Annotated in this window: 21 protein-coding genes and 6 pseudogenes; 13 read left to right on the plus strand and 14 right to left on the minus strand. The window is 62.3% G+C overall.

The genetic code is table 11. The annotated features are described in order from the left end of the window. Nucleotides 1–75: 75 nt before the first annotated feature. Nucleotides 76–1059, minus strand: a complete 984-nt coding sequence (locus NO345_RS15760; protein ID WP_368407888.1) for a dihydrolipoyl dehydrogenase family protein — start codon at nucleotides 1057–1059, stop codon at nucleotides 76–78. Beyond that, a complete protein-coding gene (locus NO345_RS19865) occupies nucleotides 1029–1472 on the minus strand; it encodes an FAD-dependent oxidoreductase (protein WP_368407887.1) in 444 nt (147 codons plus the stop codon). Before NO345_RS19865 ends, NO345_RS15760 begins: the two co-directional genes overlap by 31 nt. Before the next feature lie 511 nt (nucleotides 1473–1983). Between NO345_RS19865 and NO345_RS15765 the strand changes: the two genes are divergently transcribed. The 6 genes and pseudogenes from NO345_RS15765 to NO345_RS15785 all read left to right on the plus strand — a co-directional run bounded on the left by NO345_RS15765 (nucleotide 1984) and on the right by NO345_RS15785 (nucleotide 5246). Next, nucleotides 1984–2322, plus strand: coding sequence for a DsrE family protein (locus NO345_RS15765; protein ID WP_256300786.1), 339 nt, complete (start codon nucleotides 1984–1986; stop codon nucleotides 2320–2322). A 388-nt stretch (nucleotides 2323–2710) separates the two neighbouring features. Further along, nucleotides 2711–2875 (plus strand): annotated as a pseudogene (locus NO345_RS20045) (RNA-guided endonuclease InsQ/TnpB family protein); the annotation flags it as partial. Further along, a pseudogene (locus NO345_RS19870) lies at nucleotides 2860–3009 on the plus strand (aldehyde dehydrogenase family protein); the annotation flags it as partial. The pseudogenes NO345_RS20045 and NO345_RS19870, both read left to right, overlap by 16 nt. Before the next feature lie 159 nt (nucleotides 3010–3168). After that, the gene (locus NO345_RS15775) at nucleotides 3169–3363 is read left to right on the plus strand and encodes a hypothetical protein (RefSeq protein ID WP_256300788.1); all 195 of its coding nucleotides are present in this window, start codon (nucleotides 3169–3171) and stop codon (nucleotides 3361–3363) included. A 317-nt stretch (nucleotides 3364–3680) separates the two neighbouring features. Beyond that, nucleotides 3681–4118: a DUF1810 domain-containing protein gene (locus NO345_RS15780; protein WP_256300789.1), complete on the plus strand. Its 438-nt coding sequence runs from the start codon at nucleotides 3681–3683 to the stop codon at nucleotides 4116–4118. A gap of 165 nt (nucleotides 4119–4283) precedes the next feature. Next, nucleotides 4284–5246: a sugar phosphate isomerase/epimerase family protein gene (locus NO345_RS15785; protein WP_256300791.1), complete on the plus strand. Its 963-nt coding sequence runs from the start codon at nucleotides 4284–4286 to the stop codon at nucleotides 5244–5246. A gap of 267 nt (nucleotides 5247–5513) precedes the next feature. Here the strand turns inward: NO345_RS15785 and NO345_RS15790 are convergent, their stop codons facing one another. Beyond that, on the minus strand, nucleotides 5514–6902 hold the full coding sequence (locus NO345_RS15790) for a permease (protein WP_256300793.1): 1389 nt from the start codon (nucleotides 6900–6902) through the stop codon (nucleotides 5514–5516). Between the two features lie 326 nt (nucleotides 6903–7228). Here NO345_RS15790 and NO345_RS15795 point away from each other — a divergent pair, with 326 nt between their 5' ends. Together NO345_RS15795 and NO345_RS15800 are read left to right on the plus strand one after the other, a co-directional pair. Next, a complete protein-coding gene (locus tag NO345_RS15795) occupies nucleotides 7229–8695 on the plus strand; it encodes an amidohydrolase family protein (protein WP_256300795.1) in 1467 nt (488 codons plus the stop codon). Nucleotides 8696–9050: 355 nt separating this feature from the next. Next, nucleotides 9051–9398, plus strand: a pseudogene (locus NO345_RS15800) (hypothetical protein); the annotation flags it as partial. A 14-nt stretch (nucleotides 9399–9412) separates the two neighbouring features. On the opposite strand, the gene NO345_RS15805 reads toward NO345_RS15800, so the two are convergent. The 3 genes and pseudogenes from NO345_RS15805 to NO345_RS15815 all read right to left on the minus strand — a co-directional run. Further along, entirely contained in the window at nucleotides 9413–11593 is a 2181-nt protein-coding gene (locus tag NO345_RS15805; RefSeq protein WP_256300798.1) for a heavy metal translocating P-type ATPase, read from the minus strand. 93 nt (nucleotides 11594–11686) lie between these two features. Beyond that, nucleotides 11687–12115 (minus strand): universal stress protein, encoded by a 429-nt coding sequence (locus NO345_RS15810; protein WP_256300800.1) that lies wholly within the window; start codon nucleotides 12113–12115, stop codon nucleotides 11687–11689. An 83-nt stretch (nucleotides 12116–12198) separates the two neighbouring features. Continuing rightward, nucleotides 12199–12396 (minus strand): annotated as a pseudogene (locus NO345_RS15815) (site-specific integrase); the annotation flags it as partial. Here NO345_RS15815 and NO345_RS15820 point away from each other — a divergent pair. After that, nucleotides 12392–12583, plus strand: a pseudogene (locus NO345_RS15820) (IS5/IS1182 family transposase); the annotation flags it as partial. The pseudogenes NO345_RS15815 and NO345_RS15820 overlap by 5 nt on opposite strands. 277 nt (nucleotides 12584–12860) lie before the next feature. Here NO345_RS15820 and NO345_RS15825 read toward each other — a convergent pair. The 4 genes and pseudogenes from NO345_RS15825 to NO345_RS15840 all read right to left on the minus strand — a co-directional run bounded on the left by NO345_RS15825 (nucleotide 12861) and on the right by NO345_RS15840 (nucleotide 15186). Beyond that, nucleotides 12861–13211 (minus strand): four-helix bundle copper-binding protein, encoded by a 351-nt coding sequence (locus tag NO345_RS15825; RefSeq protein WP_256300802.1) that lies wholly within the window; start codon nucleotides 13209–13211, stop codon nucleotides 12861–12863. Between the two features lie 128 nt (nucleotides 13212–13339). After that, nucleotides 13340–13825: pseudogene (locus tag NO345_RS15830) on the minus strand (transposase); the annotation flags it as partial. Between the two features lie 15 nt (nucleotides 13826–13840). After that, nucleotides 13841–14224: a hypothetical protein gene (locus NO345_RS15835; RefSeq protein ID WP_256300803.1), complete on the minus strand. Its 384-nt coding sequence runs from the start codon at nucleotides 14222–14224 to the stop codon at nucleotides 13841–13843. A 2-nt stretch (nucleotides 14225–14226) separates the two neighbouring features. Further along, nucleotides 14227–15186: an NAD-dependent epimerase/dehydratase family protein gene (locus tag NO345_RS15840; RefSeq protein ID WP_256300805.1), complete on the minus strand. Its 960-nt coding sequence runs from the start codon at nucleotides 15184–15186 to the stop codon at nucleotides 14227–14229. A gap of 83 nt (nucleotides 15187–15269) precedes the next feature. On the opposite strand from NO345_RS15840, the gene NO345_RS15845 reads away from it, so the two are divergent. Next, nucleotides 15270–15935 carry a helix-turn-helix domain-containing protein gene (locus tag NO345_RS15845; protein WP_256300807.1) on the plus strand — a complete coding sequence of 222 codons (666 nt, stop codon included), beginning with the start codon at nucleotides 15270–15272 and terminating at the stop codon, nucleotides 15933–15935. A gap of 69 nt (nucleotides 15936–16004) precedes the next feature. Here the strand turns inward: NO345_RS15845 and NO345_RS15850 are convergent, their stop codons facing one another. The 3 genes from NO345_RS15850 to NO345_RS15860 form a co-directional block, all read right to left on the minus strand. Further along, nucleotides 16005–16874 carry a universal stress protein gene (locus NO345_RS15850; RefSeq protein WP_256300809.1) on the minus strand — a complete coding sequence of 290 codons (870 nt, stop codon included), beginning with the start codon at nucleotides 16872–16874 and terminating at the stop codon, nucleotides 16005–16007. Continuing rightward, nucleotides 16875–18317 carry an APC family permease gene (locus NO345_RS15855; RefSeq protein ID WP_256300811.1) on the minus strand — a complete coding sequence of 481 codons (1443 nt, stop codon included), beginning with the start codon at nucleotides 18315–18317 and terminating at the stop codon, nucleotides 16875–16877. It abuts the gene before it with no gap. A gap of 443 nt (nucleotides 18318–18760) precedes the next feature. Further along, nucleotides 18761–19390: a class I SAM-dependent methyltransferase gene (locus NO345_RS15860; RefSeq protein WP_256300813.1), complete on the minus strand. Its 630-nt coding sequence runs from the start codon at nucleotides 19388–19390 to the stop codon at nucleotides 18761–18763. 77 nt (nucleotides 19391–19467) lie between these two features. Here NO345_RS15860 and NO345_RS15865 point away from each other — a divergent pair, with 77 nt between their 5' ends. Further along, nucleotides 19468–19806: a cupin domain-containing protein gene (locus tag NO345_RS15865; RefSeq protein WP_256300815.1), complete on the plus strand. Its 339-nt coding sequence runs from the start codon at nucleotides 19468–19470 to the stop codon at nucleotides 19804–19806. Between the two features lie 60 nt (nucleotides 19807–19866). Here the strand turns inward: NO345_RS15865 and NO345_RS15870 are convergent, their stop codons facing one another. Next, complete coding sequence (locus NO345_RS15870) at nucleotides 19867–20637, minus strand: pirin family protein (RefSeq protein ID WP_256300817.1); 771 nt, start codon at nucleotides 20635–20637, stop codon at nucleotides 19867–19869. Between the two features lie 154 nt (nucleotides 20638–20791). On the opposite strand from NO345_RS15870, the gene NO345_RS15875 reads away from it, so the two are divergent. Both NO345_RS15875 and NO345_RS15880 read left to right on the plus strand, forming a co-directional pair. Next, nucleotides 20792–21058: a MarR family transcriptional regulator gene (locus NO345_RS15875; RefSeq protein WP_256300819.1), complete on the plus strand. Its 267-nt coding sequence runs from the start codon at nucleotides 20792–20794 to the stop codon at nucleotides 21056–21058. Nucleotides 21059–21144: 86 nt separating this feature from the next. Beyond that, nucleotides 21145–21864 carry an SDR family NAD(P)-dependent oxidoreductase gene (locus NO345_RS15880; RefSeq protein WP_256300821.1) on the plus strand — a complete coding sequence of 240 codons (720 nt, stop codon included), beginning with the start codon at nucleotides 21145–21147 and terminating at the stop codon, nucleotides 21862–21864. The last annotated feature ends 15 nt before the right edge of the window (nucleotides 21865–21879 follow it).

The raw sequence follows: 21879 nt of genomic DNA on the forward strand, positions 1-21879 counted from the left end.
GGTCGGAGCCCTTCGCGCGGGGAGAGCTGTGGGATGGTCTCACGAGCCGTGACGGCGCGCGGTCCCGACGCTCGATCAGAGACCGGAGGGAGCCACGTTGCACACGTCGCGGAAGGCACCCTGGACGACCTCCGAGATGGCGGGGTGGACGTGGATCGTCTCCGCTATCAGCTCTGCATCGGCACCCGCTGCGACGGCCGTGCTCACCTCGTGAATCATCGTCGACGCCTCCGGGCCGATGATGTGACAGCCGAGGACCTCGCCCTCGCTCCCCACGATGGCCTTCGCGAATCCGCTCTCGTTACGCAGTGCCGACCCGAGCGCCGTGTCGTCGTAGGCGCAGGTCCCCACCTCGTAGTCGATCCCCTCGTCGAGGTCACCCTCGTTTTGCCCGAGGCTGGCGACCTGGGGCGACCCGAAGATGGCGTGAGCCATCCCTGGGTACTCGACAGGTCGCTCGTTCCCGCGAACGGCGTTCTCCACGACGTACTCGGCCTCTTTGTCACCGGAGTGTTTGAACATATAGTTGCCCGCGATATCGCCCATTGCGTAGACGCCGTCGACCGACGTCCGGAGGTACTCGTCGGTTTCGACGAACCCCTGTCCGTCGGTCTCGATGTCGGCTGCCGAGACGTTCCAGACATCGCTGTTCGGTTTCCGGCCAGTTGCGATCAGGAGTCGGTCACCGCGAACATGTATCTCCTCGCCAGCTTCCGATTCGGCGGTAACCACGCGCTCGCCGTCCTCATCTGCGATTGCCGTCGCTTCGAACCCGAGGTGCAACTCGTGTTTCTCCCGGTAGGCCTCGGTAAGTCGCTCGGCTATCGCCGCGTCCTCTCGGGCGGCGAGTGCGTCACCGCGGCCGACGATTACCACGTCGCTGCCTACCTGGGAAAAGAAGTGACTCAACTCGACGGCGATGTAGCCGCCGCCGACCACGACGAGTCGGTCGGGGAGCGCATCGAGTCGAAGCGCTTCGTCGCTCGTAAGGTAGGGCGTTTCGTCGATTCCGTCGATGGAATCCGGAATCATCGGTCGGCTACCGCCCGCCAGTACGATCTTCTCGGCAGTGAGCCGGTCGCCACCCTGGCCGTCGCTGCCGTTGACCTCGACCGCGTGTGGGCCGACGAAGCGTCCCTCGGTCTGATAGAACGTAAGGTTGCTTCGGTTGCGCGCGCGACGGGCCTTCTCCTCGGCCGCTTAGTGACGGTTTCTATCACGTTGTCGACGATTTCGGCGAACGCGACGCCATCGACGGATGCCTCGATTCCGAAATCGTCGGCGTGACGGATGGTCTCGGCGACGTCTGCGCGGTGAATGAGTTTCTTCGTGGGGTTACAGCCGCGGTTCAGACAGGTGCCGCCGAGATGCCCTCGCTCGACGAGCGCCGTATCCAACCCCTCGTCGGCCGCCGCCGCGGCGACCTGATTTCCGGTTCCACCACCGAGCACGATGAGGTCGTAATCAGTCATCCTGCCTCATAATTGGGTGTTCAGGGGCTAGCTTCTTTCGCTTGGGAGGGTACCCAGGGCGCCTGTCCCTGTTCGTTCCCCCGACTGGTAACGCGTACATGGCTGGGAAACTACACGACTGGTCGCACCTGACGCTCCATGCGAGGTGCGAGGAGCGGTTCGCGAGTGGGTACGTGACGAGGGACTAAGCGCCGCGCACGGATTTCACCTCGTCAACTATCCGCAAGCGTTCAGCTACGATGACCTCATCAACAACGCACTCTACATCGGTACAGTGCAGGGGAAGGGCCTCCGCAGTCCGCCACGGTGGGTATCCGTCTCAGAGATTCAGAGGGGATCGACGGATGGAGTGACGGCGTTCTATCTGTACCTCGCAGTCGGGTTCCGGACGAAAAAGCGTGTCAACGGAACCGCAACTGTCAAAAACCACCCGAGTGACCCGTTTCCTTCTTCAGCACCCTGTCATTTGTTTGCATTAAGCATTAGACCGTGCTCCACGTAATGGACGTGTATGCAAACCGTTATCCATCTCGTGTCAGGAGACGAGAACGAGCAGAAAACAGCACTGGCTATCGCCAAAAACCTCCTGGACGACGAGACTGGCAGTATAGATGACGTTGCGGTTGTCGTTCAGGCGGATGGAATGAAGGCGATTAAAACTGGCCAAGAGAGCGAGGAGCAAGTTCGGGCCCTCTTGGACGACGGTGTCTCATTCAAGGCCTGTAGCAACACACTCGAGATGATGGGTCTCGACGAATCCGACCTCGTTGAGGGCGTTAAGACCGTCCCAGAGGGTGCTGTGGAAGTGACGCGATTGGAGACGGAAGGATACGCCTATATGCGGCCGTAGTGACCTCACGAAACTCTCAGTTGATCTGGAACGGTTTGCAGTCTAGTTCTTGCGGATGGCTCGGTCAAATACTGGTGGAGTAAACAGAGTCACTGTGCGATATCCATTCTTTGTATTTCGCGTCGTTTCTGAGTGTATTCTAGTAGCAGGCTCAAACGATTCTGAACACAGGGGGCGAATTGAGCGGATGGAACTCATACTTGTACGGAAATAATCTTGTCGAGTTCTGTTATACAGTGCGAGGAGAATACCCGTGCCTTTAGGCGCGGGATGAATCCGACAACCCATTCCACAATCCATCGTCAATAGCACCGCCGGGTATTCCACTGCCACGAAACACTAAAATTTACAATCGAAGATAGCGTAATAGATTATACATCGTTTCAGAATGCTGGAAGTCCACCGTACCCTCCGTACGAAAATCCTCAACCACAGTCAGGCAGAAGAATCGCTTGACCGGCACGGGTGGAGTGCCAGCAAACTCTGGAACGTCGCCAACTACCACTCCCCGAAGTGTGGGAGGAAACCGGTGAGATTCCCGACCACGGCGAGCCCAATGCACCGTTTGGTGGACTCAAACAGTCTGGCCTTGGCCGCTACAACGGCGAATGGGTGCGGGACGAACTCCTTGAGGAAAAGTGGATCTCGGTCCAGCACGAGGAACGTGAGTACGGTCTGCTTGACTGAGACGGCGTTCTTCACCCGGAGCTGTTCCGTCGTTCAAACGACTGCTGAATGCAACCCCTGTATCTCGCACGGCGTTTTTGATCGCTACCGATTAGATCAGATGGTTGGTCGATACGTGAATCGGTGAAGTTTTGCAGTCAAAACGGGGATCCGATAACGATGTCCGTCCAGAAAGCCCTCCTCTCCGAACTGTTTGCAATCCTGCTCGTACTATACGGAGGATTCACGGTGATTGCTCCTTACCAAACTGGCCATCCGTCGTTTATCCACGCAGGATTCTACCTCGGACTCTTCGGATTCCTCTATGGTCTCGTGGGTACCGAGATTTTGCGAACATCCCGGAACGATACATAAGCATAGCTACTTATCGGCTTACTCAGCTCGACGGCCATCGAACAATGAGTGACTACGTCCACTGTTCCGCTGGTGCATCTCGCAGTCCAGCAGTCGCAGCAACTGCACTTGCAATACACTCAAATTTAGAGCTCGAAGAAGCATTCAAACGAATTTCGAACCGACGAGATGCGGTTGAGCCGCATTACGCGCTACTCCAGCAAGCTGCGAGAGTGTCTTCTGACACATCAATATAACTCTGATTGTACTCCTCATCAGATCCTCCAGGCGGACAAGATTCAACATCCACCCGAGGAACTGGGAAACTAGGTTGGAAGATGACACGGACGAACGACCCTTACGACCTGCAACGGTTCGTCGACGCCCAAGACCCCGTCATCGACGAGGTTAAACAAGAACTCCGAACGGGACGCAAGCGTAGTCACTGGATGTGGTACATCTTCCCCCAGATGGAAGGACTCGGCAAGAGTGAGATGGCTCAGCGGTACGCGATTTCGTCACGAAGCGAAGCCAAAGCCTATCTAGAACATCCCATACTTGCGCCGAGATTGCGCGAATGTACCGGGCTCGTGAACGAGACCAACGATCGATCGGCGAACGAGATTTTTGGCAGACCGGATGACCTGAAGTTCCGCTCCTCGATGACACTGTTCGAAGTCGTTGCAGATGACCCAGCACTGTTCAGAGACGCACTAGAGCAGTTCTTCGATGGCGAACCCGACCCGAAGACGCTTGAGTTGCTGGCGGATGGCTGATTGGCGAGACGGCGTGTTCGAGCTTGCTGGATGGGATGCTCGCTCCACAGGATGATGTAGGAATACCGCGACAGCGAGAGCGATGATTCTTGCGGTGGAAGAAACATCGGCAGACGGTGTACGTTCGCCCCAGAATTTATTGATGTAGTGATACGTGAGGGGTGTATGGGTCGTTCTCTTCAGTTTTCGGTCCCGCATAGCTCTGTAGACTGGAATTCGACGGGCGACCCTCCGAAGGACCCGTACTTAGATGCGATTGCCGCCGTTGACGCGGATGTCGAACTGTTCTGTCCACAGCCATACGCTCATCATATCGTTCCTGTCAAGCGGACGCTCGACGCTTACAATCTTGACATAGGGACAGTCCACGGGCCGCACCTCCAGCGATTGCTAGAAGACGACGACGGTGGCGTGAACTCGCTGTTCACCAAACTGCGACACCTCCATCTGGCGTCTGTCATCGATAAAACCCCGGAGCACCGCTTAGAGCCTGCTGTATCCACCCATCACGCGCCACGTTTCTGGAGGGGCGACGATGTAGACGTCGACGCTGCCAGACGCCAGTTCCTCGAACGGCTCGCGGACGCAGTCTCGAAAGCCGAACCAGACGGTAGCCGCGACCACCTCGACGCGGACGTCTACGACGGTTCACGGATTACTGCCACCGTCGCCTTGGAGAATGTCGCCCCTCGTGGCCCCCACCAGTACCTCCTCGTCACCCCTAGCGACGTCGAAGCCCTTGTTTCAACTGGTGAAAGTCTGGGGATCGACGACGCGTTCGCGTTCACCCTGGATGTTGGTCACTCGACCGAGCCTGTGGCACTGCTGGAAGCGATGCACGATGTCCGGAACGTTCATCTGCACAGTACAGTCGCACTCGACTCGAGCGAAGCACGCCGAATCCACGACCGGTATGAGTTAGCGGAGACGGCCGAAGTCGGGTCGGAGGACCGCGATGGCGTTGCCCACCACCTTCCGCCGCACGTCGGCGACCTTGATCTCACTCGAATCTTGGACGCACTGGACGACACCGGCTACGACGGCCCACTCACGGTCGAGCTTGACTCGATATACCACCGACCGGAGGTTGTCACCGAGGTTTCCGACGCACTCGACCGCTACCAGTGACCGTTTGGGGAGCCAGTTACTGCTCGTGTCCTCAACGGACGTCACCAGCCAATCAGAATTGGAGCTGTCTGCCCAGAGATGTACAGGATCAAAGTCACCCACTCGAGTCTGGAACGACGGTATCTGCTCGACGGCGATTCATATGACGTCCCCTAGTTTCGAGGACTGACTGCTCATACAGTCAATTTGGGCGCGACGGGTGTGGCAATTGCGGATCGCAACTGCGATGGGGAAGTCTTTCACAGCGGATGACCCACGGGACATTTTTCAGTGGTCGTGATCGTGACTTGCTATCTGCGGGCTTTGATCAGCAAATTCCGTTGGTTCTTCTTCGAACGTGCGCTTACAGGTCTTCGAGCAAAAATAGTACGTCGTCCCATCGTGGGACGCACTCGGGCCCTCATCGTCGGTTCGCATCCCGCACACCGGATCTCGATACTGACCTGGTGCGCCGAGTCCCCGCCGGTAGACATACAGAAGGAACCCGGAGAGTGCAAAGGCGATAATATTGAGGTAGAACGTGTAGTTGAGCTCGAAGTACGTCTGCTCGGTTGCCGTCTCGCCACCCGCGAGGTCCGGGACGATGCCGAGGGCGTCGAACAGCAGCTCCATGAGGAAGCCGGTGAACGCCATCGTCACGAAGAAGACACCGAGGATGTACAGCATGATCTTCCAGCCGTAGTACTTCCGGTAGACGTTCAACACGGGGATCGTGATGAGGTCAGCGTAGACGAACGAGATGATCCCGGCGAAGCTGACGCCACCGCCCCACAGCGCGACGGCGAACGGGACGTTCCCCATACTGCCGACGAAACTGAGCACGGCGATGATGACGCCCATGACGGCGTTCTCGGCAGTCACCAGCAGGCCGTCGCCCTGAATGAACAGCGTGTTCCACACCCACTGCGGGACGAAGACGATGACGAATCCAGAAATAAGGAAGCCGGCAACGATGTCCTTCCAGATCATCGACCACTCCTTGCGGTACTGATTCCCGACCTTGTACCAGCCACCCCACGACAGCAACTCGTCACGCCACCCGCCGCTACTCGACGTCTCCTGGCGGTAGGTCTCCATACAGCCCTCCGAGCAGAATTTGAGCGTCTCACCGCCGTCGGTCGTGAGCGTGTACTCGTCTTTTCCCTCCATCCCGCAGGTGGGATCTTCCGTGACGCCCGATGCGTGATCACGTTCGTTGAGCGTTTCTCGGACTTCGTTAAACAGGTTCTCGGGGAGCGTCAGGTGAACGATGACCGCCATGACGGCGATGAGGATGAGGCCGCCGAGCAACTCTGCGAGGAGGAATTCCCACCCGAGCAGGATCAGGATCATCAATCCGAGCTCGACGATGAGGTTCGTCGACGCGAACATGAACGCGAGGAAGTTCACCGTGTGCGCCCCCTTCTTGAATAGACCCTTCCCGATGGCGACGGCCCCAAAACTACAGCCACTACTCGCTGCTCCGAACACGGTCGCCTTGGTAAGTCCAGTTAGATCGCCCTCACCCAGCACCTGTGCCATCCGTTCCTTCGAGACGTAGACTTGGACGAGGCTCGTGATCGTGAGGCCCATGATAATCGCCCACGCCGCCGTCCAGAGAAACCCGACACCGATTCGGAGGGATTCAAGAACTCCGTCGATTATCGTCGCCTGCATAGGTGTATCTTTGTAGGAATCATCTATTGCGGTTTTGCTTAGAATATACTGACTATGAAGGTGCTGATACAATGGAATCGTAACCCATGGCCAAAAATAATCTATCAGAACGGGGAAGGGCCTCGTAAATCACCACAGGAGCCGTGGAATCCGACTTTAGTTTCATAAGGAAAATCGGATTAAATCACGCCGACGTATCAGAGGCTAATGGGACCAGTAGAGACCGATGATATCCCAAATGAGGAGGATACCACCTGGAGGAACAGTGTTCGCCGGCCTGCTCGTTTGTCTAGTACAGTACCTGGGGCATCCATTCCTAATTCACGATGACTGCCGATCTGGCAATCCACGATGCACTCGTTCTCACAGCCGACGAGCGGAACCGGCTGTACGAGCGTGGCACAGTATTCATCACCGATGGCTGTATCGAAGAAGTCCGACCGTCACGTGCAGGAGACGGAGAATTAGAAGCGTCCACCGTTATCGACGGGAACGGGAAACTGTTGATGCCTGGGTTGGTGAACGCCCACACGCACTTGGAGATGACACCGCTCATCGGTGCGTTTAGCGAACTCGATTTGACGGAGATGCTTGGGAGCGGGACGGCCTTGTTCAACAGACTAGGGAACGGCGAATTCGAGTACCTCGTCGAGGCGGGCGTCGAGCTCGCAGCGCTCAATTTCCTCCTGGGCGGTGTCACGACCGTGAACTCGATGGACGCACGGCCTGCCGCAGGTGCAGAGGCGTTCGGGGAAGCAGGGCTCCGCGGATTTTTCGGCCCGGCGATCTCGGACCTCTTCTGGGACCAACCAGTCGATCAGCAGTTCTCCCGTGCTCGCGAGTTCGTCGAAACGTACCACGACACGTACGACGGCCGAATCAGGGCGACGATCTGCCCGCACGACGACTGGTCGTGTACCCGGCAGTTGTGGGAACGGACCGCGTCCCTCGCCGCAGAGTATCCGGACCTGCTCGTCCACACGCACTTGCTCGAACTCGAGGAGAGTAACACGATGGCACGAGCGAACGGCGGCGAGGACTCGGTGGGACTGCTCGACGACGTTGGACTCCTGGACGACCGACTGGTCGCTGCTCACTTTCGCCTCGCCGACGAAGAGGACATCCAGCGAACCGCCGAGGCGGACGCAGCCGTTGCGCACTGCCCGTCCGTCTTCTGTTACTGGAATCCGGATGGGGAGACACAATGGACACCTGTTCCCGAGCTTCGAGCCGCAGGCGTCGACGTCGGAGTAGGGATTGACGACCACTACTGGCACGACTCATACAGCATGTTCGGAGAAGCGCGGCAAGCTCGGCTGGCGGCAAATCTCAAGCGTTCAGCCGGGCAGTTCGACTCGATGGAACTGATACGAATGCTCACTATCGAGGGTGCACGCGCGCTGGGGGTGGGTGACGAGATCGGCAGTATCGAAGCGGGGAAGCGCGCGGATATTATCCTCCTCGACGTCGACAAGCCGAAGTTCACGCCACGGACCAATATTCCTGCACAGGTCGTGAACAACGCAGCACCTGCCGATGTAGAGACAGTAATCGTTGACGGCGACATCGTCCTTCGGAATGGCGTGCCCGAGACGATGAATTCGGACGACGTGCGACAGCGGGTAAATCAGTCTGTCGAGCGCTTCGAGGACGAGACGGGCTGGGAGTTACACGTTGGTGGTAGCGAACCGCCGACCAGCATCGAGACAGTACGGGACCTCCCAAAGCGTGGCCCTGCGAGACTCCTGACTCGCCTCGCAATTCAATCGGCGCGTGATCGGTTCCCCTTCTAAGCGGGTGGCAAAGAACAGTCCACACACCCTTCAGCGCGATATACGGAGCAGCCGGTCTTGCAGTACACTCTTCAAGGATTCTCCGGCTATGTACAGCTATGCCTAGTAACCGCAACTCCAGGGGGGGTTCCACCCCCGTTGGTTGACTGGCTGGAATTGTTTCTTTTTGAGGATTTCACCATAGCAGCCTGACCTCCCGCTCGGTACTGCCTGATCCAGGCGGAGGCGCTCGACTAGTTGTGCTGTAGACGCGCCCTGTATCTCGACCGATGTCCAAACACCTCGTTGAGCTGGAAGAACTCACAGTGGTCAATTCGCAGCCTTCAGTGACCGGTGGTTTCGTGTCGTGTCGTATCTGATGAGCCGCATCATCTCGTACGTGACTGGTGCGACCGACGACGACGGATTCAGCGGGCTCGCCGGGGGCTACGGCGGCCGCCGCGACCTCCTCGTCTTCGACGCGTTCGACCCGGACACGCCGGAGCCGACCTTTCGATTCCGGCGAACCGACACGGACGAGACCGTCGAAGTGACCTACCACGTCGGCGACGTTCCCGACGGCGGGTCCGCAATCGGGAATCTTCAGGGAATCCTGGATGGGTCTGCGAGCGAGGAGCAGCGGGCGGCTTTCGCGGAGGCCTGGCACCATCGCGTGCAGGTCGTCCTTGACGACGACTCGTTGTTCACCGTCGAGACTGCGTGACTGGGTTCGACATCCTAGTCTCGAAAGCCGAGTAATCGAAGGCCATTCAGGGAAACGAGGACCGTCGAACCCTCGTGGCCGACCACGGCCAACGGTAAGGGGATACCGCGTAACAGAATCGCGCCAACCATCACCGCGATTGCACCGAACGCGATTGCGAGATTAACTGTCAGCGTTCGGCGCGTCCGGCGGCCGAGTCCGAGCACGTAGGGAATCTTCCCGATGTCGTCGCCCATCAACACGACGTCGGCTGTCTCGAGGGCAATGTCAGTCCCGGCGCCACCCATCGCGATGCCGAGCGTTGCCGTCGCCAGTGCCGGTGCGTCGTTCACCCCGTCACCCACCATCGCCACGTTTTCGTATCGCCCAACCAGGTCTTCGATGGTCGCCACCTTCTCTTCCGGCAATAGTTCCGCCTGTACCTCGTCGATACCTACTTCGTCGGCGATCTGCTGTGCGACGCGTTCGTTGTCGCCGGTCAACATGACGATGTGCTCTACGCCGAGCGATCTGAGGTCCTCGATCATCTCTGCAGCCCCAGGGCGAACCGTGTCGGTGAACGCAAGCCATCCCAGTACTGTGACATCGTCGCCGCTCTCGCGTGCAACGAGGACGCTCGTCTTTCCCTCCGCCTCCAGAGTCTGAAGCCTGTCGAGGCCGGGTTCGATTCCCGAGATCACGGCGTCTTCGAGGACCGTCTCGACGTAACTCCGATTCCCGATGTGGATGGTCCCGTCGTCGACATCGGCGCGCACTCCCTTCCCAGCCTCCGACTGAAACCGACGTGCGTCTGGGACGTCGAGGGCTCGGTCTTCGGCTTCCGAGACGGTCGCACGAGCGAGGTGGTGCTCCGAGCGGGCCTGCACGGCGGCTGCGAGCGAGAGCAGCTCGTCGGCAGTTAGCGACTCGTCCCCAAGACCGTCCCGGACGAACACGTCCGTCAGCTGCGTCTCGCCCCGCGTGAGTGTGCCCGTCTTGTCGAACGCAACGGCGTCGATATTCGCGGCCGTCTCTACGTGTTCGCCGCCCTTGAACAGGACGCCCTGCCTGCCGCCGGAGGCGATCGCCGACAGCACCGCCGCCGGCGTGGAGATGATGACCGCACACGGCGAGGCGGCGACCATCAGGGTCATCGCGCGGTAGAACGTGCTAGTGAACTCGCTTCCGAGCGCGAGCGGGATGGCGATCGCCGCGATCGTGAGCGCGAACACGCCGAGGACGTACGGCTGTTCGAGGCGGTCGATGAGCCGCTGTGTCGGCGCCTTCTCGCTCTGGGCGCGCTCGACCATGTGGATGAGCCGGCTGATTGCCGACTCGTGGGCCTGTCGCGTGACCTCGATTTCGAGGCTGCCGCTCTCGTTGATCGTCCCGCCGAACACCTCGTCACCGGGTTCCTTCGGTACCGGGACGGATTCACCAGTGAGCGAGGCCTGATCGACCGTTCCCTCGCCAGACGCGACGACGCCGTCGAGCGGAATCCTGTCGCCGGGACGGACGACGAACACGTCGCCCACGGCGACCTCGTCGATGGGCACAGTGACCTCCTCACCGTCGCGGAGGACCTGTGCCTCGTCCGGTCGCATCTCGACGAGTGACTTGATCGCCCGTCGCGAACGGCCAATCGCGTAGTGCTGGAGAGTGTTCGATAGTGAGAACAGGAACAGCAGCATCGCGCCCTCGAATGGTGCGCCAATCGAGAGGGCGCCGAGTGCGGCAACGATCATCAAGAGGTCGATATCGACCGCATGGTGGCGGAGCGTCTCGATCGCGCCTTTGAGCCCATACCACCCGCCGAAGACGTATGCGACGCCGTAACCGGCCCACATGAGAAGCTGTGGTCCTTCGAGCCACCCCGTCACAAGGCCGGCTGCCATCCCGAGGAGCGTCAGACCGACGAACACGGCCTCCTGCCTGAGTTCCGAGCGGGTACTTACGTCATCCGTTGCTGTCTCAGATTCGTCCTGAATCGACACGTGTCGGTCGCGGACAGCGTCTCGAATCGTTTCTTCTGAGGTGATGCTCTCGTCGTAGGTGATCCGGGCGTCCCCTGTTCGAAACGAGACGTCGACATCGTGGACGCCGGAGAGACGTTTGAGATGTCGTTCGAGCGCCCGTGCTCCCGCGTCGCCACGACCACCTCGTCGTTCAATGTGGATCGTACACGTCGAGAGGGATTGTGATTCAGTAACAGCCACGTTCTCGATACCTATGGTTTGGTTTGATTTCACGTTTTAGGTGGACCCACGAGCATTCCTCCGATCCTGATCTCGGTACACGAGTCGAGGATTTCATCCAATGATCGTTACCGGGATCTGTGCTCGGCGAGTGACTGTCTCGGCGACACTCCCGAGGAACGTCCGGTCTAGGCCTGACCGGCCGTGGCTACCCATAACGATCTGGTCGATGCCGTTGTCGGCAGCGTAGTCGAGAATCTCACGCGCCGGTTTCCCGACTTCAGTGACAGTATGGAGCACAATATCGTGTTCCGCCGCGAGATCCGTCGCAGTCGTGTGAATCTCGGTCGCCCGCTCCTGGGCGGTATCGTACCAGTCCTCTGCGACTGGCAAGCCACCGGCCTCTACGTCGATTACCGAGTCGATCGGGTTGATGACGTAAATTGTGGTGATCGTGGCGTTCGGAAAGGTCTCGAGTGCGTACGTGAGTGCACGCTCGGCAAGTGGGGAGCCGTCCAAGGCGACGAGAACGTTGTCAGGCATACGATAGAGTTCGAGAGGAGGTGAGAAGAGTGTAGTGCCGAAAACTCGGAACCTGGGAGTACCGTTAATTACCCATCAATCTCTCAAAGCGCCTCTGTTGCAACGTCACCGAGTTCTCCGGCTTCGATATGTAAGTACCGCTCCCGGACCATCTCTTCTGAGTTGTCGAGATATCGAGCTGCGACCGTATACCCGAAGGCCCGGACAAGCACCTCAGCCATTCCACGTCGACCGCCGTGGGGGGCGAGGTAGTCGTGCTTAGGATGGTCGATGTCCATGTCGAAAATCTCCCGCTTCACGAGCAAGGCGGGTCGGTTAGCTAAAAATGCTGTCGGTGGGCGAGACGAAGTCGCCGCCCCCGAAGGGGGTGGCAGCTTCGCCGACTACGCGGTTATGTCCCTGCACTGTCTGCGGGTTCACCTCGACAAATTCTACCGAGACGCTCTCGATTTGCTGAGGTCGATTCCTTCTTGAGTATCTTCCAGGTGCTGGACATCAGGCAGGAGGTGAGGGGACCAGCCCTCCCTTCAACCCACAGCGTCGTCCAGAGAATGTCGACCACAGCCACCAGGAGCAAGACCACGCCAACAACGAGGGAGGTCGGATTCATTTCACCCACCTGCTAAAGTCAGTCTTCAAATTGTGTCTCATATGTTGTATTTCCATCTGGTGACACCTATCTGCGGATCTACCGTGGCGACACGCGGTTTGGTGGTGAAAAATCGGGGTTCCGTCGGTCGTTCGATTATGCGTTCGCCATCTCGCGGCAGGTTTCCGCACAGTCGCGGAGTACGTCGGCACAGACCTTGCAGTGTTCGGCGTCGTGGCGCTCGCACTCGTCGGCGCAGTCCTCACAGGCTTCGGCACAGACCTGGGCAAGCTGGGAACCGTAGTTCGAGTTCCGTGCCATGAAGCGTGCGTGTAGCGTCGTGAGATCGGCTACGTCTCGACAGAGACGGGCACACTCCTCCATTCCCTCGTCACCGAGACACTCGTCAGCACACCACTCGCATGCTTGGGCCGCTTCGAGACAGTTATCGATACATTCAGCCATCTGTTCGTTCTCGCCGACGTGGTCGATCTGAGCCAGAGCCATTACACGACTTCGTTACATACGGCTACGGATTGTTATAAACAGATTAGACTCTAAACGAGGAATAATGGGTGGCTTACTGTGTCTCCGGTCTACACGACAGATGAGACGGGGGAGATTATCGTATCCGAGGCCTGGACTTTCTCGCTCGTCTGCATCCGCATTGGGACCACGTATGAGAGCCCGCGCTGGCTGATCATCTCCAGGACGTGCTGACTATCGAACGCCCGGTCCATCGACACGTTATCGACGTGAACGAGATCCTCAGCAGAGTTAAGCAAGTCTTCGACGATTTCCTTGCGTGATTCGCCTTTCCGCACGGGACGAGCATCGAGCGCGAGGGGAACAGCGATACCGACCAACTGAACTGTGGCCCACTGATAGGCGTACTCGTCGGTGTTCCCGTTCGTTCCGATGATCTCGTCCTCGTAGCCGGTGCGGTCTCCCGTGAAGGGGTCGGCCTCGGTGATGTCGATCGCGACGATTCCTGCGCGGAAGAACTCCTCCGTCTCTGCGACCTCGTCAATGAGTTGCCGGACCGCCTGCCGGTACATCTCTCGGATCTCCAGTATCGAGAGGTCACGAATCTGGTCGCGATGAGCGTGTCCGAGTGGTGTCCCCTGGCCGAACGTCTACGAGGAGTGGAGAGACGCCCGAACACCTACCACGGCTCCAGCCCCCGACGTGACAGCGACCCCCACCGCCGTCATCTGGAACGCCAGCTGCCACGTCCCGGCCGGTACCGCGTGGACGTGGTCCGGCGAGTCGACGACGAAGTGCAGCGCGACGCCGAGCACGAACGCGGCCGCCATCGAGACGGAGAACAGCACCAGCCCGGACCGATACCCGCGACGATGGAGCACCACGCCGAGCACCGGCCCCAGGAACGTCGTCGCCACGACGAGTGCGTCCTGCCAGGCTGGCAACGGCACCGGCACCAGTCCGTGTGTCAGCCCGTGGGTCGTCGCGGCGGCGAGGTGGAGCACGAGCACGCCCGGGAGGAGACGGCTGCGCATCGCTACGCGTCCACGACCTCGCCGGTCGCCCGCCAGCGCGACACCACCTGCGACAGCCCCTCGTCCACCGTCGGATACTGGGGCTCCCAGTCGAACGCCTCGCGCAGTCTGTCGTTCGAGGTCCGCATCGGCTCGGTGAGCAGTCGACGCATGTTGTCGTCGACGAACAGCCCGGCCAGCCAACCCGGAATCCGTCGCGGACGAGGGGCGTCGAGCTCGTCCGCGAAGCGCTGGAGGAAGTCCGCGTACGTGGTCGGGCGGTCGTCGACGACGTGGAACGTCCCGGTGGCGTCGCCGTCGACCGCGGCGGCGAAGGCGCTCGCCGCGTCGTCGACGTGGACGAACGACAGTTCCGCGTCGTCCCGCCCCAGGAGGCCGCCGGCGATGATGGGCATGCGACGGTCGAGCAGCCCCTCACCGAACTTCCGCGTGTGCACCGTGTCGGGTGCATAGAAGTAGCCGCCCCGGAGAACGACCGGCTCGAACCCGTGCGTCTCGGCCCCCTCGGTGACGATTCGCTCGGCGTCCAGCGCGGACCGCGTCGAGCGGTCCGGCTGTGGCTCGGCCTCCTCGTCGAACCGGCTCCCGTCCGGCTGCCGTGCCAGCCAGACGACGCTCTGGAGGAGCAGGCGGTCGGCGTCGTGCTCGGCGGCCGCGGCGACGAGGTTCTCGGCACCCTCTCGGCGCACCCGGTCGTTCAGCTCCCACTCCTCGTCGTCGGGGTTCGTGTCGGTCGGGATCTTCGTCGCCGCGTGGACGAGCACGTCCGCACCGTCGGCGGTCTCGACGACCGAGTCGCGGTCGCGGGCGTCGCCACGTCGTGGCGCCCCACCGTTCTCCCGGACGACCCGGTCGCCCTCGCTATCCCGCGTCAACCCCACCACGTCGTGGCCCCGGTCGGCACAGAGCGCGACGGTCCGACGGCCGAGTACGCCGGTCGCTCCAGCGATGAACACATTCATACGCTGTCATTGCTCGCCGTCGCCAAGCCCGAACTGCCGACATTGGTCGGGTTATTTTTGTATTCAGGTGACGACCGACGTTCATGCGCTACCTCACGCTCCGTGTTACGGGGGCCGAAGCGGAGCTGCACCCGCTCGTCCCCGCACTCACCGACGAGTCGGTGTTCCGGGACGCCCAGATGGTCGACTGGGCACCGTCGCTCGACCCGCCACGGGCGACGGTCCTGCTCTACGTCGACGGCGACATCGAGCGGTTCGTCGACGTGCTGGAGGAGACGGACCTCGTGCTCGACTACGACGTGACACGCGTCGGCGACGAGCGGGCCTACGTCTACGTCCACTCGGAACCGCACCCGGTAGAGTGGCAGTTGTTCGATGTGGGAACCACCGAGGGGCTCATCCCGGTGTTCCCGATCCAGTACCATCACGACGGTTCCATCACGGCCCGAATCGTCGGCCCGACGGAGACGCTTCAGGCTGCGGTCGAGTCGATGCCCGGGGGCGTCGAGACGAAGCTCGAACGTGTCGGCGAGTACGACCTCGGCCGGCCACCGATCCCGCCATCACTGCCACCCCGACAGCGCGAGGCGCTCGTGACCGCGCTCGAACTCGGCTACTACGAGGTGCCGCGGGCAGCGGGCCGGGACGACGTGGCGGCCGCCATGGGCTGCGCCCCCAGCACGGCCTCAGAGCACCTGCAGAAGGCGGAGCGCCACGTCGTCAGGACCTACCTGAACCGGAACGGGTGACCGGGGTGGGTTCGAACCCGGTCGGCTGCATCCGACCACCGAGGTGGGCCCGGCAGACGTTCGTCCCGTTCACTCCGTCGACTCGTCCGGGCGGTCGTCTCCCGAGACCGGCCCACCGGAATCCGTCGGCTCCGTCGCAGTATCGTCCTCCGATACCTGCTCGTCGTCCGCCGCTTCTTCAGCAGGCTCGGGCAGGTCGCGGACGACGAGCACCGGGGCGGCTGCACCCTCTGCCACGCGCTCTGCGTCGTCGCCGAACAGCGCGGAGAGCACCGGCGGCCCGCCCTCGCCCATGACGACCACGTCGAACTCGGCGGTCCGGGCGACGATATCGTAGATCGGGGTCTCCGAGTCGCTGGTCTCGACCGTGATGCGTGCCGGGTCGAAGCCTCGCTGCTCGAGCGTGGCGTCGGCGCGCTGGACCGCGGATTCGGCGTCGTAGCCGCCACCTTTCACGCCCCAGAGCGTGACCTGCCCGTCGTCATCGGCGAGGAGTGCGGCGACGAGGTCCACGAGACGGGCGACGTCTATCTTCCCCCGGACCGCGACGAGTACGTCCTCGACCTCGCCGGTCGGGTTCGGAAGCAGCATCGCCGTCGCACCGACCTCCTCTGCGACGCGCTCGACAGTCTGGTCGCGGTTGTGGGTGAAGACGACCCGGGTCTCGATGTCCCGCCCGGCGTCGCGGAACGCCTCCGCGATCGCATCGACAGCCTCCTGGGCGCGGTCCTCGAACTGCATACTCCCCTGCTCCGTCGGCGTCTGGTCCGGGAGCACGTGGTAGCCCAGGACGACGATCTTCGCCGGCGCGAGGAAGTCCACCAGCGGTTCGGGTATCGTCTGCCCCTCCAGCACCCGCACCGGGATGAGCACCGTCGGGGGTTCTCGTACCTGGCCGTCCTCGGCGTCCATGGCGTCCGTGGTCGCGTCCCAGGACATTCAAACCACCCCCTTCAGCGAGACGTCGTTCGCGTAGTAGCCGTACCAGACACCCGAGGCGACCATGATCGCGATACCGATGAGCTGTGATGTGGGTTTCATGAACAGGATGAGTCCGAAGCTCGCGAACGCACCGAGGCCCGCGACCAGTCGGTAGGCCGGGACACGGAATTCGGGGTCGTACCACTCGGGCTCGTCGCGTCGCATGGCGATGAGCGCCACGCACATCAGCCCGTACATCACCAGATGGAGGAACGAGGCGACCTCCGCGAGCACCTCGACCTCCCCGTAGGCGACCAGCACGAGCACGGGACCGCCGCCCATCGCGAGTGCGATGTGGGGCGTCCCGTACTGCAGGTTTATCCGGCTCGCGAAGCGGGGGAGTATCGCGTCCTTGCTGAGCGCGAACACCGCCCGGGAGGTGGAGAGGATGGAGGCGTTCGCGCTGGAGACCGTGGCCAGCAGTCCCGCGAGGAGGATGACGATGGCACCCGGCGCACCGACGAAGTTACGGGCGACCTCCACGATGGCGGTCTCCCCGAAGCTCGAGAGCGTGTCGCTGCCGAAGGCGCTGGTCGCGACGAAGATGGTCGCCACGTACAGCGTGCCGACGACGAGCACCGACCCGACCATCGCGAGCGGGAGGTTCCGCCCGGGGTCCTTGATGTCGCCCGCGACCGTCGCGACCTGCGCGAAGCCGAGGTAGGACGTGAACACCAGCGCGGCCGTCGTGAACACCGGGAGCGGCCCGAACGGAAGGAACCGCTCCGGGGTACTGGCTCCACCGAACACGCCGACTGCGTCCAGACCGCCGTAGCCGAGGAACAGGACGAGGATGGTCAACAGCAGGCCGACGACGTAGTTCTGCAGCGCCGCCGCGTTCTCGGTCCCGAACAGGTTCAGGGCCGTCAACAGGACCCCGAACACGAGCGCGAGCGGGACGACGACCGACACGTTTCCGACGACTACTCCGGCTTCGGCCAGCACGGCCGCCGCGTAGTTCCCGAAGCCGACGAGGTAGAACGCGGTGGCGAAGACGAGCCCGAGCCAGATGCTGATGCCGACGATAGCTCCGGCGAGGGCACCGAGCGCACGCGAGATGAAGTAGTAGCCCCCGCCTGATTTCGGCATCGCGGTCGCCAGCTCCGATGCCGGGAGCGCCACCAGGAGCGCGATGACCGCACCCAGCGCGAAGGAGCCGGCGGCGGCCGGCCCGGCACGGCCGGCTGCGAGCCCCGGGAAGACGAAGATGCCCGCGCCGATCATCGTCCCGATACCGATGGCCAGTCCACCCTTCAGACCGATGGACCGTTCGAGTTCGGTACCCTCCTCGGTGACGGAGGCCTCACCGGACGCAGACTCGACGGTCGTGACCTGTTCGGGCGACTCGCCCTCCCGGTTCGCACCCGCCGTCGTCGCGGCCTGTTCCTGACCAGTCCCCATGTGTATCCGTGATACTCGACCAGCATCGTGAAAAAAGTGCGCCAGGGTTCGGCCACGGGCCGGAGTCGGCGTCGAGTCGGCAGTCACGCGACGACGAGGGATGTGACTCACTCGCGGTCGGGAGTTCATCTCGTCGGACGGCCACAAGACACGGTCGGAGGATGTGAGAAGAAATATCGCGTGGGACCTGGCAGAGTACTGGTTGGTCCGCGAGCAGGACCACGGGACGGCGGGGCAGGCTATCCGAACGTATCGACCCTCCTCAGTGCAATGTCGTTCGGCTACACGCTCCTCGTAGCCCGGGACGACAGCCCGCGCTCGTACTGAGGTGGCGATGGCACCGACGACGGCACTGAAACGCTGGTACGTCGGGGGACAGGTTCACCGGGACGATCCGATGCACCAGCCGGACTCTGGAGATGGCTCAGCCGGAGTGAGGCCCGCTACGGAGACGCCCTGATGCCGACGAACGAGCCCTCACCGTACCCCTCCGCCACCGGTTCCCGCTCGTCGATGTCGCCCGGCCAGTGGAAGATCGTCTGCACGAACTCGAACTCGGTGAACCCCGCCGCTTCGAGTGCTCCGACCAGCTCGTCGGTCGAGACGAACACCGCATCGCGGTAGAACGGGTTCTCGGACTGCTTCTCCTGGTACACCTGTCCGACGGGGCTATCGCGGTCGATGTACCCGATGACGAGCGAGCCGTCAGGCCGCAGGACGCGTCGGGCCTCCGACAGCGTCTGCGGGATGTCGTCGACGAAGCAGATCGTCGTGACGAGCAGGGCCGTGTCGAAACTGCCGTCGCGGAACGGCAGCGCCTCGGCGACGCCCCCGACCGCGTCGACGCCTCGCTCGCGAGCCCGGGCCAGCATCCGCGCTGCCGGGTCGAGGCCGACCTGCATCCCGAGCGGTGCAGCGAACCGGGCGCTGCCGACGCCGATCTCCAGGCCGAGTCCCGGCTCCGGAACGAGCTGCTGGAGCACCCTCACCTCCGACTTGTAGGCGGCTTCGTTTTCCTCGAACCACGCGTCGTATCGGTCGGTGTGGCGTTCGAAGGGTCCCGTCCTGGGCATGCGTGAACTTCGACTGCCCGGAACGTACCGCTACGGGAGCCTGCGGGTATTTGGTCGCTGCCCCCGATTGGTGTGCCATGGATATCGTTCCCGAATCCGACGTCGAGGCGACCGAGGCGGTCGATGGGGCCCACCTGAAGCTCCTGGCTGGCGGCAGCGAGATGAACGTACAGCACTTCCGGATCGAGCCCGGTGCGACCGTCCCCGAGCACAGTCACCCGCACGAGCAGACGGGCTACCTGCTCGAGGGAGCGCTCACGTTCTTCGTCGACGGCGAGACACACGTCGTCGAGGCCGGCGACTCCTACGTCCTCACGGGCGGCGAGTCCCACGGCGCCGAGAACCGCGGTGACGAACCCGCCATCGGGCTGGACATCTTCAGCCCGCCACGTGACGATCCCGACTGGCAGGACTGAGGCGGGCGAGCAGTGGCAAGCGGTTCCGCACGCCGCTGGTCGGACTCGGCGGCCGCGGACTCAGCGCCCGATGGTTCCCTGCCGGGTGACCGGCGCACCCGGGTCGATGCAGAACGCGACGAGTATCGACGGTTCGCGCGCCGTGACAGCGACGTCCTCGACACCCTTCACGAGCGCGGATTCCGTGTGGCCGAGGGCCGTCCCGTCCGGACCGATACGCACCGCCCCCTCGAACACGTAGAGGTAGGTGTCCCAGCCCGCTCGGGAGGGGAGGGTGGTGCTCGCGCCCTCGTCGAGGCGACAGTCGTAGAACTGGACCTCGTTGCGAACCCGGAGCGGTGCCTCCCCGTCCTCGGGACCGAACAGATACCGCCACTCGTTGGGTTCGGGCCCGGGGATCGGCTCGTGTTGGATCTCGGGCTCGAGGTCGAGACCGTGCGGACGGACGAAGATCTGCAGCATCCGTAGCGGCGGGTCCGCCGCAAGCGTCTCCTCGGCGTGCCAGAAGCCACTGCCGGCCCCCATGACCATGAGGTGCTCGGCATCCGTGACCAGCTCGTTCCCCTGTCGGTCGTCGTGTCGCATCACGCCGGCAGGCACCCACGAGATGATCTCCTCGTTTCGGTGCTGGTGCATCCGGATCAACGTCCCCGGGTCCATGAAGGACTCGACGACCGTCGCCAGTGGGCCGTAGCCGTGGTCGTCGTGGCCCGGGACTGCACGTCCGGGGAAGTTGAAGTGGATGCGGAACTTGCCCTGGTTCTGGGAGATATCGGTCCGAGGAGCCGTGTGTATTCCGGGCTCCGAGGTGGCCGACGCTGATTCGTCCATCGATACCAGGGTAGGGCTTCGACGTTCATATGGGTTGGTTTCCCGGTGGTGACCCGCTCGAACCTGAACTCGGAGCCCCCCGGAGACGGTCGGGTGGTCAGAGCGCACACGCGGTGCGCTGTTAAGATGCCTCCCCGTCCATCGTGGGGTATCGATGTCCCAGAGATCGCCACTCTCCGCCTCCGAGTCGGGGGCCGGACTGCTGGATCTGCCGCCGAGTGCGAAGCTGGTCGCGAAGACGCTCGAATACGAGGGCGACGCCACGCAGTCCCAGCTCGCCGAGTCGACGCTCCTCCCGGTTCGAACCGTCCGGGATGCACTGACGCGCCTTGAGGCACAGGGCCTCGTCAGCTCCCGTATCTCGTTTCGGGACGCACGGATCCGGGTCTACTCGCTGGATATCGAGCGAGAACGGCACTGACCACCTGTCGGCGTGGGTTCGACCGTGCTGGCAGGTATCGTGGGTACCACCACCACGGTTTTGGAACCGGGGCGCTAGCACCGACCATGGCACGCACGGCTGTTATCGCGGGCGTCGGTCCTGGTCTCGGCGAGTCGCTCGCGAGGAAGTTCGCGTCCGAGGGCTGTGAGGTTGCCCTCTTCGCCCGGAGCGCGGCGTTCATCGAGGAGTTGGCCGCCGACCTCCCCGAGCCGGGTGCTGGGCTCGCGGTCCAGACCGATCTCGCCAGCGTCGAGCAGATCCGGGACGGGTTCGAGACGGTCAGGGACCAGTTCGGCCCGGTCGATATCCTGGTGAATCACGCGAGTGCCGCGTCGTGGAAGGGCCTCATGGAGTCCAGCGTCGAGGAGTTCGAGCGACCCTGGAAGGTCAACGGCCGTGGTGCGTTCGTCTGCTCGCAGGAGGCCGTCGGTGACATGGTGGACACCGGCGGTGGCACCGTCATCTTCACCGGCGCGACCTCCGCGGTCCGGAGTCTCGGCGGGACAGTCGGGTTCACCGCGGCGAAGTTCGCGGCCCGCGGGATGGCGATGGACATGGCACAGGAGTTCGGTCCCGAGGGCGTCCACGTCGCACACGTCGTCATCGACGGCCAGATCGACGGCCCGGGAGCACGCGAGCAAGCCCCGGACCGCGACGGGGACACGTTCCTCGACCCCGACCGGATGGCCGAGACCTACTGGCATCTCGTCGAACAGGACCAGGTCGACACGCAGCCGTTCGAGGTGCACATCACCAACGGACCGCAGAACACCGAGTTCGTCTAGCAGGTCGGAGCCGGG

This window comes from Haloarchaeobius salinus, assembly GCF_024464185.1.
Classification (GTDB): domain Archaea; phylum Halobacteriota; class Halobacteria; order Halobacteriales; family Natrialbaceae; genus Haloarchaeobius; species Haloarchaeobius salinus.

Coding starts and splice junctions, on each gene's coding strand:
- NO345_RS19865 (WP_368407887.1), bottom strand. CDS start 1,472: ATGACTGATTACGACCTCATCGTGCTCGGTGGTGGAACCGGAAATCAG.
- NO345_RS15765 (WP_256300786.1), top strand. CDS start 1,984: ATGCAAACCGTTATCCATCTCGTGTCAGGAGACGAGAACGAGCAGAAA.
- NO345_RS15775 (WP_256300788.1), top strand. CDS start 3,169: ATGTCCGTCCAGAAAGCCCTCCTCTCCGAACTGTTTGCAATCCTGCTC.
- NO345_RS15780 (WP_256300789.1), top strand. CDS start 3,681: ATGACACGGACGAACGACCCTTACGACCTGCAACGGTTCGTCGACGCC.
- NO345_RS15785 (WP_256300791.1), top strand. CDS start 4,284: ATGGGTCGTTCTCTTCAGTTTTCGGTCCCGCATAGCTCTGTAGACTGG.
- NO345_RS15790 (WP_256300793.1), bottom strand. CDS start 6,902: ATGCAGGCGACGATAATCGACGGAGTTCTTGAATCCCTCCGAATCGGT.
- NO345_RS15795 (WP_256300795.1), top strand. CDS start 7,229: ATGACTGCCGATCTGGCAATCCACGATGCACTCGTTCTCACAGCCGAC.
- NO345_RS15810 (WP_256300800.1), bottom strand. CDS start 12,115: ATGCCTGACAACGTTCTCGTCGCCTTGGACGGCTCCCCACTTGCCGAG.
- NO345_RS15825 (WP_256300802.1), bottom strand. CDS start 13,211: ATGGCTCTGGCTCAGATCGACCACGTCGGCGAGAACGAACAGATGGCT.
- NO345_RS15835 (WP_256300803.1), bottom strand. CDS start 14,224: ATGCGCAGCCGTCTCCTCCCGGGCGTGCTCGTGCTCCACCTCGCCGCC.
- NO345_RS15840 (WP_256300805.1), bottom strand. CDS start 15,186: ATGAATGTGTTCATCGCTGGAGCGACCGGCGTACTCGGCCGTCGGACC.
- NO345_RS15845 (WP_256300807.1), top strand. CDS start 15,270: ATGCGCTACCTCACGCTCCGTGTTACGGGGGCCGAAGCGGAGCTGCAC.
- NO345_RS15850 (WP_256300809.1), bottom strand. CDS start 16,874: ATGTCCTGGGACGCGACCACGGACGCCATGGACGCCGAGGACGGCCAG.
- NO345_RS15855 (WP_256300811.1), bottom strand. CDS start 18,317: ATGGGGACTGGTCAGGAACAGGCCGCGACGACGGCGGGTGCGAACCGG.
- NO345_RS15860 (WP_256300813.1), bottom strand. CDS start 19,390: ATGCCCAGGACGGGACCCTTCGAACGCCACACCGACCGATACGACGCG.
- NO345_RS15865 (WP_256300815.1), top strand. CDS start 19,468: ATGGATATCGTTCCCGAATCCGACGTCGAGGCGACCGAGGCGGTCGAT.
- NO345_RS15870 (WP_256300817.1), bottom strand. CDS start 20,637: ATGGACGAATCAGCGTCGGCCACCTCGGAGCCCGGAATACACACGGCT.
- NO345_RS15875 (WP_256300819.1), top strand. CDS start 20,792: ATGTCCCAGAGATCGCCACTCTCCGCCTCCGAGTCGGGGGCCGGACTG.
- NO345_RS15880 (WP_256300821.1), top strand. CDS start 21,145: ATGGCACGCACGGCTGTTATCGCGGGCGTCGGTCCTGGTCTCGGCGAG.